Below are 13148 nucleotides of genomic sequence, written 5' to 3'. Positions count from 1 at the left end.
AAACGAAGGGGGGTGAGGATTGGGTGGGGAGCGGAAAGGGGGGGGGGGGGGGGGGAAGAAAAAAAGGGGGGGCGGGGGACGTGACAACCCCCCCGCCCTCCCGCGATGATCGTCACGGAACCACCGGTGAGCGGCGGCTGTGGCCCGCACAGTCACGGCACCGACTGCCTCGAGCCACCGCCTACCGCACTGGGGATGCGGACAGCGAGTGCCTGCGCCTCCAGCCGCCCGTCGCCGATGGATGACGCACCGGCACATCGAGCGCGATGGTGGTTCGTCGCGGAGACTGCACCGGATCGTATCTGTGACTCGGATCACACTCTGCTCGGTGTGCCCGCGCAGGTCCGTCGGCCCGCTCGGCTACTCTGCGAGGACACCGACCGTGTGAACCCGAACCCTGCGAACCCGAGGAGAGCTGCGTGGCCACCGACTACTCCGCGCGCCACCTGCAGGTGCTGGAGGGGCTCGAGGCCGTCCGCAAGCGTCCGGGCATGTACATCGGCTCGACCGACTCCCGGGGGCTGATGCACTGCCTGTGGGAGATCATCGACAACTCGGTCGACGAGGCCCTCGCCGGCCAGGGGCAGCGGATCGAAGTCGCGCTGCTGGCGGACGGCTCGGTGCAGGTCCGTGACGACGGCCGGGGCATCCCGGTGGACGCCGAGCCAAGGACCGGGCTGTCGGGGGTCGAGGTCGTCTTCACCAAGCTGCACGCCGGGGGTAAGTTCGGCGGGGGGTCCTACACCGCCTCCGGAGGTCTGCACGGAGTCGGCGCGTCGGTGGTCAATGCTCTGTCCGCCCGGCTGGACGTCGAGGTGGACCGGGGCGGGCGCACGCACGCCATGAGCTTCCGCCGTGGCGAGCCCGGCGTCTTCGACGACGGGGGGGTGCCGGGGCCGGACGCGGACTTCACCCCGTTCGAGCGCACCAGCGAGCTACGGATCGCGGGGCGCACCAAGCGGGGGGTGACCGGCACCCGCGTGCGCTACTGGGCCGATCCGCAGATCTTCCTCAAGAGCGCGCAGTTCGCCTATGACGAGCTGCTCGAGCGGGCGCGACAGACCTCGTTCCTGGTGCCGGGGCTCACCCTGGCTGTCCGGGACGAGCGTGGCCTGCCCGGCACTCCGGGACACGACGGTCCGCACGAGGAGCTCTTCTGCCACGACGGGGGGATCGCCGAGTTCGCCGACTTCCTGGCCATCGACCCGGCCCTCACCGACACCTGGCGACTGCAGGGCTCGGGCAGGTTCACCGAGACGGTGCCGGTGCTTGGTGACAACGGGCAGATGACCTCCACCGAGGTGGAGCGGGACTGCGAGGTCGACGTCGCGTTGCGCTGGGGCACCGGCTACGAGACCACGGTGCGCAGCTTCGTCAACATCATCGCCACCCCCAAGGGCGGCACCCACCTCGCCGGCTTCGACCAGGCACTGGTCAAGGTCCTGCGCAAGCAGGTCGAGCTCGCCGCTCGCCGCCTCAAGGTCGGCAACGACCGGATCGACAAGGACGACGTGCTGGCCGGTCTGACAGTCGTGGTCACGGTGCGTCTGGCCGAGCCGCAGTTCGAGGGACAGACGAAGGAGGTGCTGGGCACCGCGGCCGTGCGCGCGATCGTGGCCAAGGTCGTCGAGACCGAGCTGACCGCACGACTGACCTCGACCAAGCGGGGTGACAAGGCGCAGTCCGCACTGGTGCTGGAGAAGGTGGTCGCGGAGATGAAGTCGCGGGTCTCCGCCCGCCTGCACAAGGAGACCCAGCGCCGCAAGAACGCCCTGGAGTCCTCGACGCTGCCGGCCAAGCTGGCGGACTGCCGCAGCACCGACACCGAGCGGTCCGAGCTGTTCATCGTCGAAGGGGACAGCGCCCTGGGCACGGCCAAGCTCGCCCGCTCCAGCGACCACCAGGCCCTGCTGCCCATCCGGGGCAAGATCCTCAACGTCCAGAAGGCCTCGGTCTCGGACATGCTGCACAACGCCGAGTGCGCCGCCATCATCCAGGTGATCGGCGCGGGGTCCGGGCGGTCCTTCGACCCCGACCTGGTCCGCTACGGCAAGGTGATCATCATGACCGATGCCGACGTGGACGGCGCCCACATCCGCACCCTGCTGCTCACCCTGTTCTTCCGCTACATGCGTCCCCTCGTCCAGCAAGGGCGGGTGTATGCCGCCATGCCGCCGCTGCACCGCATCGAGGTTGCCGCCTCCGGTCGCTCCAAGCGCGAGCTGATCTACACCTACACCGAGCCTGAGATGCGGCGCACCGTGGCGGCGCTGCACAAGCGGGGTCGCACCGTCAAGCAGCCGTTCCAGCGCTACAAGGGGCTCGGCGAGATGGACGCAGACCAGCTGGCCGAGACGACGATGGACCCTCGCCGGCGCACACTGCGCCGGGTCACCCTCGCCGATGCGGCCAGGGCTGAGGAGATGTTCGAGCTCCTGATGGGCACCAACGTCGCCCCGCGCAAGGACTTCATCGTGGACTCCGCGCACGACCTCGACCGTGAGCGCATCGACGCCTGAGGACTGTTACGCTGGACGTCCCGACCATGTGGGTCGGGCACCCCAATCTGCCACCGGACGATCCGCCTTCGGTGGCCCATCGGGCGCCGATGCAGCGCCTGGAGGTAGGTCCGGTCACGCTCGAGAGGCGTCGAGGCGCACCCACCTCGACGATCACGAAGCGAGCACCAGCCACTATGGCCAACAAGCCCGCGCGCTCCGGCGCGCCCTCGACCAAGAGCACCACCAAGAAGAAGCCCCGGCACACCGCCGCACAGAAGAAGGCGTCCCGGGCCGCCCGGGAGCAGGCGCAGCAGCGAGCGGGCTCGTCCCACTCCAGTGGCGCCAGCGGCAGTCGGGCAGGCAAGTCCCCTCGCTGGAGCGAGGAGACGCGAATCGCCCGCGGACGGCGACCGTCTCGGCGTCGCCCCTCGGACATGCCCGGGGAGGAGCGCACAAGCCAGGAGCGCACAAGCCAGGAGCGCAATGGTCAGCAGCGCACCGGCCATCGCCAGCCGCGCAGCGAGCACAGCTTCCGTAGTCACCGCGAAGAGCGAGCGGGGCGCCCCGACTCCAGCGACCGGGCGCCTGACCGTCGACCCTCCAGTCGGGAGCGCGCCGAGCACGAGGCACACCGCGCGGCCCCGTGGGAGCGGTCGACCCCTCGCCGCGATCAGCGTGACACCGAGCAGCGCAGGAGCGGCGAGCGTCGCTTCGAGGAGCCCCGTGTGGACCGTCGCTTCGAGGAGCCCCGTGTGGATCGTGCTGCGAGTCGTGGAGAAGCAGATCGCGAGGGTTTGTCGGGGGTGAAGAGGCCCGCCGCCGCCCCGGTGACCGATGACAACGGGTTTGCGGCGCTCGGTCTGCACCCCGACCTGGTCGCGGCCCTCGCCCGCCAGGGCATCGTCGCGCCGTTCCCGATCCAGTCCGCGACCATCCCGGACGCACTGGCCGGGCGCGACCTGCTGGGTCGCGGTCAGACCGGCTCGGGCAAGACGATGGCGTTCGGGCTGCCGACCCTGCACCGGCTCGTCCAGCTGCCCCGGGCGCGGCCGCACCGCCCGCACGCCATCGTGCTGACGCCGACTCGCGAGCTCGCCAGCCAGATCGTGGACGCCCTGCGGCCGCTGATGTCCGCGCTGCGACTGCGCCACCAGCTCATCGCCGGCGGGATGTCCTACACCCCCCAGCTGCGGTCCCTGGATGAGGGCGTCGACGTGCTGGTCGCCACGCCCGGTCGCCTCTGGGACCTGATCGAGCGCGGCGCGGCAGACCTGTCCGAGGTGCACGTCACCGTGCTCGACGAGGCAGACCACATGGCCCAGATGGGCTTCGTGGAGGCTATCTCGCAGATCCTGGACCTGACCCCGAGTGGGGGACAGCGACTGCTGTTCTCGGCCACCCTGGACCACGGAGTCGACAAGGTGGCCAAGCGCTACCTGGAGGACCCGGTGACGCACTCCACCGACAGTGCGACCGCCAGCGTCACCACCATGGACCACCACGTGTTCCTCGTGCACCCGCACGACAAGAAGTCTGTGACCGCCACCATCGCCAACCGGTCCGGCCGCACACTGGTCTTCGTGCGCACCAAGCTCGGCTGCGACCGTGTCGCACTGCAGCTGCGGGAGTCCGGCGTCTTCGCCGCGGCGTTGCACGGCGGCCTCAACCAGGCCCAGCGCACGCGGGTGCTGGAGGCCTTCCGGACCGGGGAGATCCCGGTACTCGTGGCCACCGATGTGGCGGCCCGAGGCATTCACGTCGACGACGTGAGCCTGGTGCTGCAGGTGGACCCCCCGGCCGACCACAAGGACTACCTGCATCGCTCCGGACGCACCGCCCGCGCCGGCGAGGACGGCGTGGTCGTCACCCTGGCCCTTCCGCACCAACGCCGCCAGGTCGGCCGGATGATGGACTCGGCCGGAGTGCAGGCCCGTCCGGTCGACGCAGGGCCGGGCGACCGCGCGGTCCTGGCCACCGCCGGCGGACGGGTGCCGAGCGGCGAGGCCATCCCGCAGTCGCGCCTCGACGCTGTGCTGCGGCCCCCGCGTCGCGCCGGCTCCCGTCCCGGTGATCGCGCCGGTCGTCCGGGTGATCGCCGGGGAGGCTACCGGGGCAATAGCTCCGCCGGCCGGCGCGAGAGCGCAGGTCGGGGAGCGAGGTCGGGCAGCCGGTAGGTCAGCGGTCGGTGGGCGAGCCCAGCAAGGATGGCGGCGTGGCAGCGGCGCTGCGCAGGCGGCCGGTGGTGGCTCGGCGGACCAGGCTGGTCGGCAGGGTCAGGGTCTGCTCGTCGGTCAGGCCGGCGGGCAGGTCGGGTGCAGGGGACTCGGTGTCGCCGAGGAGGGTGTGCAGCAGGATCGCGGCGGCGGCGTGACCTTGTGCGGTGACGTCCTGGCTGATGGTGGTAAGCCGGACGACGTCGGACAAGTGGTAGTCGTCGACGCCGACGACCGACAGGTCCTGGGGGATGCGTAGCCCGGCGGTGATGGCCACGGACATGACGCCGATGGCCATCTCGTCGCTGGCGGCCAGGATCGCGGTGGGGGTGTGGTCGGTGTCGAACACGGGGGCGGTGCGCCGGGCGGCGTCCTGGGCGGTCCAGTCGCACGTGATGACCCAGCGTTCCTGGACGGTCAGGCCGTGCCCGCTCATCGCGTCGCGGAAGCCGTGCAGGCGGCCGCCGGGCACGAGCCGGTGCTCGGCGTCGGGAGGTACAGCGCCGACGTAGCCGATCCGGGTGTGGCCCAGCTCGACCAGGTGGTCGACGGCGGTGTGCACGGCGGCGGCGTCGTCGATGCGGACCAGGGGGTGCCCGGGCAGGGGGTTGCCGATGGCCACGACGGGTAGGTCGAGGCGCTGCAGCAGAGCCAGCTCATCGGGGCGCAGGGGCACCGTGATGGTGATGAGTCCGTCGACGCGTTTGCTGAGCATCTGGTTGGTCAGCGGGCGCCGCGACATCATGTCGTCGGCCTCGAGGTCGATCAGCAGGGCGTGGAAGTCGTGCTCGCGTAGGACCTTCTCGATGGCGCTCATGGCGGTGACGAAGAACCACCGGGTCATGAAGGGGGTGACGATGCCGACCACGCGGGTGCGCCCGGAGGCCAAGGAGGCTGCCGTGGGGGAGGCGACGTAGTGCAGCTGATCGGCGGCGGCCAGCACCCGGTCCCGAGTATGCGGGTTGACGGTGCTGACTCCTCGAAGGGCGCGGGAGACCGTGGCCACCGAGACCCCGGCCGCCCGCGCCACCTCTGAGATGGTGCTCACGTGCCCTGTGACCCATCAGCCCTTGACGCCACCGGCCAGCAGGCCGCGGACGAAGAAGCGCTGCAGGAGCAAGAAGATGACCACCGGGAAGCGACGGGTTGTCTTGCGTGAGGGCATGGGCCCGCCTCCGTTTCGCTGGTTAGCCGAGGGGCGGGGCCCCTCGGCGGTGAGAGAATATAGGTAATGTAAGCGATTGCAACGGCCGGTGTGGGTTTTCTGACGTCACAGACGTGTAACGATTGAGTAACGTGGTCGTCATGGCCGCGTCTACCCTGAGTGCTGCTTGCACCCCCTGTACTGCACGCGAGATTCGGAGCTGACGATGCTCGATCCGGTCACCTTCCCACCCGGTTTCCTGTGGGGCGCCGCCACTGCGGCCTACCAGATCGAAGGCGCCGCCCACGAGGGCGGCCGGGAGGACAGCATCTGGGACACCTTCGCCCGAGTCCCGGGGGCGGTGCTGCTCGGTGAGGACGGCTCGGTGGCCTGCGACCACTACGGCCGGTATGCCGACGACGTCGAGCTGATCAGCCGGCTCAACTTGGGGGCCTACCGGTTCTCCGTGTCCTGGGCCCGGGTCTGCCCAGGTGGCGGCGAACCCCACCCTGAGGGCCTGGCCTTCTACTCCCGCCTGGTGGACACCCTGCTGGCGCGGGGCATCACCCCGTGGCTCACGCTCTACCACTGGGACCTGCCGCAGCGACTGCAGGACGCCGGTGGATGGCCGGCCCGCGACACCGCATACCGCTTCGTGGACTACGCGCAGACGGTGCACGACGAGCTCGGCGATCGGGTGCGCTACTGGACCACGCTCAACGAGCCGTGGTGCTCGGCGTTCCTCGGCTACGGCAACGGCCACCATGCGCCCGGTCAGACCGACGGCGCTCAGGCGCTGCGAGCTGCCCACCACCTGATGTTGGCGCACGGGCTGGCGGTGCAGGAGCTGCGCTCGCGGGACGCCGGGCTCGACCTGGGTCTGACCCTCAACTTCGCCGACATCCGCCCGGCCGACCCGACCAGCGCCGGGGACCGCGACGCCGCCCGACGCGCCGACGGGATGTCCAACCGCTTCTTCGTCGAGCCCATCCTGACCGGCGCCTACCCGCAGGACGTGCTGGCGGATGTCGCCGATCTGTGGCCCGCGGACCTGCTGCAGGACGGTGACCTGGAGGTCATCTCGACCCCCATCGACGTCCTGGGGGTCAACTACTACGCCGGCCAGGCGGTGACCGGCGTAGACCCCGAGAAGGCTGTCGAGGCGGCGCGCCGGCAGCGGGCGCAGGGGCCGCCCTCCCCGAACCCCGGCTCGGAGCACGTCACCTTGGTCACCCGCGACCTGCCCACCACCGACATGGGCTGGGAGGTGCTGCCCGAGGGTCTGAGCGACCTGCTCGGCCGACTGCACCGCACCTACACCGGGCCGCGCGGGGTCGCGCTCGTGGTGACCGAGAACGGCGCGGCGTATGCCGACGAGCCGGACGAGCGGGGCTTCGTCGACGACCAGGACCGGATCGACTATGTCCGTGAGCACCTGCTCGCGGTCCACGGAGCGATTCAGGAAGGCGCTGACGTGCGCGGCTACTTCCTGTGGTCGCTGCTGGACAACTACGAGTGGGCCTTCGGCTACAGCAAGCGGTTCGGGATCGTGCGGGTCGACTACGAGAGTCTCGCGCGCATCCCCAAGGCCAGCGCGCTCTGGTATGCCGACGTGGCAGCCACCGGCCAGGTGACCCCGAGGGACCCCGCCTTGACCGAGGGCCGGTCCGCTCAGCGCGGGTGGGAGAGCTCGTCCACTGCGCCTTGAAACACCCACGGCAGGGAGGCTGCCGCACCCACCAGGTGCCGCCGGGTCCACTGCGGTCCGGTGGCGGTGAGCAGGCCGCGCGTGAGCAGGCTGCTGCGCCAGCTGACCGAGCGCGCGGCGGCCGGGTAGTGCTGCGGTCGTCCGGCGCCGATGGCCTCGACGGCCACCCGGGCCTGGGCGAAGCCGACGCTGAGACCCTCGCCGGTCAGGGCGTCGACATACCCCCCGGCGTCGCCGACGAGCAGCACCCGGCCGACCCGGCGCGAGGTGCTGATCTGCCGCAGCGGACCGGCGCCGCGGGGCGGTGTGACCGACGTCGCCCCGGCCACCCGGGCGGTCAGCTCCGGGAACTCGGCCAGCACCTCGCGCAGCGGCCCCCGGGCGCTGGTCAGCGCGGCGACCCCCACCAGGTCGTCGGCCACCGGGGTGACATAGACCTCCGCCCGGCGGCCCCAGTGCACCTCCACGTGGTCGCTCCACGGGCTGGTGCGCAGGTGCTGGCGCAGGCCGTGCCGACGCGGTCCGTTGCTGCGCACCTGCAGCCGCAGCAGCCGCCGGGTCGGTGAGTGCAGCCCGTCGGCGGCGACGACGAACGGGGCCCGCAGCTCGCCCCGGCCGGAGACGCTCACCCCGTGCTGGTCCTGGGCGAGGCCCACCATCGGGCGGTGCTGCACGTCGACTCCGGCCGCGTCGACAGCGTCGAGCAGGCAGCGGTGCAAGGTGGTGCGCCGCACCCCTCGCCCCGCACCGCGCCGGAACCACGCTCGTGCGCTGCGCTCGCCGTCGGTGTAGTGGATCCCGGTCAGCGGCCGGCCCGGCGGGTCGATGCCGAGCTCGGCCAGCGACGCCAGGGCTCCGGGCATCAAGCCCTCGCCGCAGGCCTTGTCGATGACACCGCTGCGCGGCTCGAGGACGATGGTCCGCAGGCCGGCGTGGGCGGCGTAGAGCGCGGTGACCAGGCCCACCGGTCCGCCGCCGATCACAATCAGGTCGGTGGCCATGGGCTGCCCGTCATCCCTGCTCCCCTCATCCCTGACCAGGCTACCGGGGTGATCAGCGCCCCGTGGCCAGGGCGGCGTCCTCCGTGCGGATCCGCACGCTCAGCAGCCAGGCGTTGAGCAGGGTGAAGACCACGGCGGTGAGCCAGGACGTGTGCACCAACGGCAGCGCGATGCCCTCGAGGACCACCGCGACGTAGTTGGGGTGCCGGATCCACTTGTAGGGCCCGCCGTCCACGAGCGGCAGGCCCGGCACCACGATCACGCGGGTGTTCCACTGTCGCCCCAGGGTCGCGATGCACCACCAGCGCAGCCCTTGGGTCAGCACGACCAGGGCCACCATGGCCCAGCCCAGCGCCGGCACGAACGGCCGGTCGGCCAGCCAGGCTTCGCCGAGCGCGCCGGCCAACAGCGCGCTGTGCAGCAGCACCATCGCCGGGTAGTGCCCGGCGCCGAACTCCACGCCGCCGCGGGCCAGCGCCCAGGCGGCGTGCCGGCGCGAGAGCACCAGCTCGGCCACCCGCTCCAGGACGACCAGGGCGATCAGCGCGACATACCACGTGAGGGAGGTCGACATCGGGTCAGCCGGCTGGGTCTTCGGGCATCCGCAGCAGCACCGTCTCCAAGCAGAAACCCGGACCCATCGCCATCAGCACACCGTAGCTCCCGGGCTGCGGCCGATGGTCGCGCAGCGTGTCGGCCAGCACGTGCAGCACCGAGGACGACGACAGGTTGCCGATCCGAGCCAGGGACCGCCAAGTCACCCCGAGCGCCTCCGGGTCCACCTCGAGCGCCTCGGCCAGGGCGTCCAGCACCTTGGGGCCCCCAGGGTGGGCGACCCACCAGCCGATGTCGGCGCGGCTCAGCCCGTGCAGGGCGAGGAACGCGTCGACGTCGTCGCGCACGTGCACCCGGACCAGATCGGGGACCTCCGCCCCCAGCACGATCCGCAGCCCGGTGCGGCCGACGTCCCAGCCCATGGCCCGCTGGGTGTCGGCATACATCCGGCTCCGGCTGCCCAGCACCTGCGGACCGTCGTTGGGCCGAACTGCGGCGCCGGTGAGCACGACCGCAGCCGCACCGTCGCCGAACAGTCCGCTGGCCACCAGGTTGGCCGTGCTCAGGTCGTCGCGCTGCAGGGTCAGGCTGCACAGCTCCACCGACAGGAGCACCGCCACGTCGCCGGGGTGGCCGACCAGATGGTCGTGCACCCGGGCGATCCCGGCCGCGCCGCCGACGCAGCCCAGACCCATGATCGGGATCCGCTTGAGATCCGGGCGCAGCGGCATCAGGGCCGTCAGCCGGGCGTCCAGGGAAGGCACCGCGACCCCGGTCACGGTCGTCGAGACGATCAGGTCGACGTCGGGGGCACCCAGCCCCGCATCATCGAGGGCCCCTTGAACGGCCTGCCGGGCCAGCTCGGTGCCGACCTCGAGGAAGACATCGTTGGCCCGACCGAAGTCCGCGGTGGCGTCGGGGTAGTCGACCAGCGGCAGCGCCAGGTGGCGATGCTCCACCCCCGCGTTGGCGTGGATGCGGGCGAGGGCGTCGACCCGGCCCGCGGGCACCCCCGCCAGCTCGGCCAGTAAGGAGGTCAGCTGGTGCTGGGCGTAGCGGTGCTCGGGCAGGACCCCTCGGGCGGAGGCGATGGTGGACACGAGGGCACCCTACGGAGGGTTCGGCCTCCTCGCCGCCTTAGGCTCGGGTCGTGATGCCGCAGGTGGTGACCAGGCGGGCCGTGATCGGCGGTCTGGCCCAGACCTGCCACCCCGGCCCGACGGTCGCCGTGACCGCGCTGACCGCGCTGCTGGCCCTCGGCAGCAGGCCGGGATCGACCGCGTCGGTCCCCGCCGACCCGACCGGTGTGCTCTGGTCCGGACCGTCGCTCGTGCTCCTCGTGTCGGCCGCCGTCCTGGCCGGTCAGCTGAGCATCGGCTGGTCCAACGACCTGGTCGACGCACGGCGCGACCGGGAGGCGCACCGCCAGGACAAGCCGCTTGCCCGCGGTCAGTTGCCGGTCCGGGCCGTGCGGGTCGCGATCGTGGGGGCCCTCGTGGCCTCCGTGCTGCTGTCGGCGGCCCTGGGGTGGCGGGCCGCGCTGGTGCACCTGGTGCTCGTGGTCGGTTCGGGCTGGGCCTACAACCTGGGGCTGAAGCCGACCGTGTGGTCGTGGGTGCCGTATGCGGTGGCGTTCGGCTCGCTGCCTGCGGTGGTCTGGCTGGCCGGCCCCCAGCCGGTCTGGCCGCCGGTGTGGATGACGGTCGTCGGTGCCCTGCTCGGGGTGGGGGCGCACCTGCTCAACGTGCTGCCCGACCTGGTCGAGGACGAACGGGCGGGGGTCCGCGGTCTCCCGCACCGGCTGGGGGAGCGGCGGGTGCGCGTCCTCGGCCCGTTGCTGCTGCTGTGTGGGTCCGTGGTGGTGACGCTCGCTCCCGCCGGGCCGGTCCCCTGGTGGGCGTGGGCCGTCCTGACCCTGTGCCTGGCGCTCGCGGTGGTGGCCTGGAGCACCCGGGGCCGGACCCCGTTCGCCGCCGCGATCGGGATCGCCCTGCTCGACGTCGCCGGGCTGGTGCTGCGGTGAGGGGGGACACCGCCGTGACGGCGTCGACGGGCGGGTCGGCCTCCGAGCTCGTGGTGCTGCTGGACCCCGCGGGTCGGGCCGTCGGGACGGCCGCCAAGGCCGGTGTGCACCACGCGGACACGCCGCTGCACCTGGCCTTCTCCTGCTATGTGCTCGACCCGCAGGGCCGACTGCTGGTGACCCGCCGGGCGCTGGGCAAGACCACCTTCCCGGCGTTGTGGACCAACTCGCTGTGTGGCCACCCGGCACCGGGGGAGACTCTGGTGGACGCCGTATGCCGCCGCGCCCGGGACGAGCTCGGGTTGCACATCCGAGCGGCGCAGGTCGAGCTGGTGCTGCCCGAGTTCGGCTACCGGGCCGAGATGGACGGGGTGGTCGAGCACGAGCTCTGCCCGGTGCTGGTGGCCCGGGTCGACCGGGGCCCGGACCTGCGCCTGGAGCGCGCTGAGGTGGCGGCGAGCGACTGGATGCCGTGGCTCCGGTTCGCCGGCGCGGTGCTGGCGCAGGAGCCCGGCTGGTCGCCGTGGTGCCGGCAGCAGGTGCGGCTGCTGCACGACCTCGGTCCCGACCCCGGCGACTGGCCGGTCGGGCAGGCTCGGCGACTGCCCCCGGCCGCGCGGCTGCGCTGAGGGTGCCCTACCTGCGGGGTCGTCACCGGGCCGTGCGATGCTGGCTGCATGAGTGAGAACCCCGGCCCCGAAGACCTCGAGCAGCCCGACCAGGGGCAGGAGGGCACCCCTGGTCCCGACACCGGCCCCGGCGCTCCGTCGTCGGACAAGGGCGGCAGGTCCGGCCAGGTCTCCGAGGCCGGCGGCACGACGCTCAACGAGGAGACGGCCGAGGGCGGCGCCGACGCCGTCCCCGACGCGCACGGCTGAACGGCGCAGTCCCGTCGGCGCCACCGCATACCTGGCGCCACCGCATACCCGGCGCTAGTCGCCTTCCCGTGGGGTCACGTAGGCCGAGCTGATCCCCCCGTCGACCAGGAACTCACTGGCCGTGATGAAGGACGCGTCGTCGCTGGCCAGGAATGCTACGGCGGCTGCCAGCTCGTCGGGCTCGGCGAAGCGCCCCATCGGCACGTGCACCAGACGCCGCTGCGCGCGCTCCGGGTCCGAGGCGAACAGCTCTTGCAGCAGCGGTGTGTTGACCGGCCCCGGGCACAACGCGTTGACCCGCACCCCACGCCGGGCGAACTGCACGCCCATCTCCCGCGACATCGACAGCACCCCGCCCTTGGACGCGCTGTAGGAGATCTGCGAGGTCGCCGCGCCCATCACCGCGACGAACGAGGCCATGTTGATGACGGAGCCGCGGCCCTGCTCCAGCATGTAGGGCAGCACGTGCTTGCAGCAGTAGAAGACGCTGTCCAGGTTGACCTGCTGCACTCGGCGCCAAGCCTCGACCTCGGTCTCGAGCACCGAGGCGTCATCCGGCGGGTTGATGCCCGCGTTGTGAAACGCGATGTCGATCGCCCCGTAGGTTCGGTGGGTGAGCGCATACAGCGCCTCGACCTGCGCCTCGTCGCTCACGTCGGTGCGCACGAACAGGCCGCCCACCTGCTGTGCCACCGCGGAGCCGGTCTGCTCCTCGCAGATGTCGGCGATGACGACCCGGGCCCCCTCGGCGGCCATCCGCCGGACGCTGGCCAGGCCGATGCCGCTCGCCCCTCCGGTCACGACGGCGACCCGTCCGCTCAGTCGCCCGGGCACGCCCTGCTGCTCGGTCATGAGTCGTTCCTCCTGCTCTCGTCGGGTCTTAGCTGTCAGCGATGAAGACGGTCTTGAGCTCGCTGAACGCGTCCAGCGCGTCGGGCCCGAGCTCGCGGCCCAGTCCGGACTGCTTGAACCCGCCGAACGGCGTGCTGTAGCGCACCGAGGCATGCGAGTTGACCGACAGGTTGCCCGCCTCCACCGCGCGGGACACCCGCAGCGCCCGTCCCACGTCGCGGGTCCAGATCGAGCCGGACAGCCCGTATGCCGTGTCGTTGGCCAGCCGCACCG

The 13148-nt window shown here is 71.9% G+C and carries 12 protein-coding genes; 6 read left to right on the top strand and 6 right to left on the bottom strand.

From position 1 onward, the window contains the following. Nucleotides 1-419: 419 nt before the first annotated feature. Together ACR2FV_RS07380 and ACR2FV_RS07375 are read left to right on the top strand one after the other, a co-directional pair. A complete protein-coding gene (locus ACR2FV_RS07380; protein WP_434015045.1) occupies nucleotides 420-2519 on the top strand; it encodes a DNA gyrase/topoisomerase IV subunit B in 2100 nt (699 codons plus the stop codon). Nucleotides 2520-2695: 176 nt separating this feature from the next. Then, nucleotides 2696-4675 (top strand): DEAD/DEAH box helicase, encoded by a 1980-nt coding sequence (locus tag ACR2FV_RS07375; protein ID WP_434015044.1) that lies wholly within the window; start codon nucleotides 2696-2698, stop codon nucleotides 4673-4675. Between the two features lies 1 nt (nucleotide 4676). Here ACR2FV_RS07375 and ACR2FV_RS07370 read toward each other — a convergent pair whose 3' ends face one another. Further along, complete coding sequence (locus ACR2FV_RS07370) at nucleotides 4677-5762, bottom strand: LacI family DNA-binding transcriptional regulator (protein WP_434015043.1); 1086 nt, start codon at nucleotides 5760-5762, stop codon at nucleotides 4677-4679. Nucleotides 5763-6084: 322 nt separating this feature from the next. Here ACR2FV_RS07370 and ACR2FV_RS07365 point away from each other — a divergent pair, with 322 nt between their 5' ends. After that, nucleotides 6085-7566 (top strand): GH1 family beta-glucosidase, encoded by a 1482-nt coding sequence (locus ACR2FV_RS07365; protein WP_434015042.1) that lies wholly within the window; start codon nucleotides 6085-6087, stop codon nucleotides 7564-7566. Here the strand turns inward: ACR2FV_RS07365 and ACR2FV_RS07360 are convergent. From ACR2FV_RS07360 to ACR2FV_RS07350, 3 genes are read right to left on the bottom strand one after another with little or no spacing between them, the layout of a single operon-like run. Next, entirely contained in the window at nucleotides 7530-8567 is a 1038-nt protein-coding gene (locus ACR2FV_RS07360) for an NAD(P)/FAD-dependent oxidoreductase (protein WP_434015041.1), read from the bottom strand. The genes ACR2FV_RS07365 and ACR2FV_RS07360 overlap by 37 nt on opposite strands. A 52-nt stretch (nucleotides 8568-8619) precedes the next feature. Then, nucleotides 8620-9141, bottom strand: a complete 522-nt coding sequence (locus ACR2FV_RS07355) for an isoprenylcysteine carboxyl methyltransferase family protein (protein ID WP_434015040.1) — start codon at nucleotides 9139-9141, stop codon at nucleotides 8620-8622. Between the two features lie 4 nt (nucleotides 9142-9145). Next, entirely contained in the window at nucleotides 9146-10222 is a 1077-nt protein-coding gene (locus ACR2FV_RS07350) for a type III polyketide synthase (protein WP_434015039.1), read from the bottom strand. A 53-nt stretch (nucleotides 10223-10275) separates the two neighbouring features. On the opposite strand from ACR2FV_RS07350, the gene ACR2FV_RS07345 reads away from it, so the two are divergent. The 3 genes from ACR2FV_RS07345 to ACR2FV_RS07335 are packed head-to-tail and all read left to right on the top strand — an operon-like array spanning nucleotide 10276 to nucleotide 12023. Next, nucleotides 10276-11145: a UbiA family prenyltransferase gene (locus ACR2FV_RS07345; protein WP_434015046.1), complete on the top strand. Its 870-nt coding sequence runs from the start codon at nucleotides 10276-10278 to the stop codon at nucleotides 11143-11145. A 14-nt stretch (nucleotides 11146-11159) separates the two neighbouring features. Further along, nucleotides 11160-11774, top strand: a complete 615-nt coding sequence (gene idi, locus ACR2FV_RS07340) for an isopentenyl-diphosphate Delta-isomerase (protein ID WP_434015038.1) — start codon at nucleotides 11160-11162, stop codon at nucleotides 11772-11774. Nucleotides 11775-11822: 48 nt separating this feature from the next. After that, nucleotides 11823-12023, top strand: a complete 201-nt coding sequence (locus ACR2FV_RS07335) for a hypothetical protein (protein ID WP_434015037.1) — start codon at nucleotides 11823-11825, stop codon at nucleotides 12021-12023. 54 nt (nucleotides 12024-12077) lie between these two features. Here the strand turns inward: ACR2FV_RS07335 and ACR2FV_RS07330 are convergent, their stop codons facing one another. Both ACR2FV_RS07330 and ACR2FV_RS07325 read right to left on the bottom strand, forming a co-directional pair. Continuing rightward, nucleotides 12078-12875, bottom strand: coding sequence for a 3-oxoacyl-ACP reductase (locus ACR2FV_RS07330; protein ID WP_434015036.1), 798 nt, complete (start codon nucleotides 12873-12875; stop codon nucleotides 12078-12080). 28 nt (nucleotides 12876-12903) lie between these two features. Then, a partial coding sequence (locus ACR2FV_RS07325) for an aldehyde dehydrogenase family protein (RefSeq protein ID WP_434015035.1) occupies nucleotides 12904-13148 on the bottom strand: 245 nt, incomplete at its 5' end.

This window comes from Ornithinimicrobium sp., assembly GCF_051004135.1.
Classification (GTDB): domain Bacteria; phylum Actinomycetota; class Actinomycetes; order Actinomycetales; family Dermatophilaceae; genus Ornithinicoccus.
Note: the sequence above shows the minus strand (reverse complement) of the source record. Positions and strands in the feature narration are given on the sequence as shown.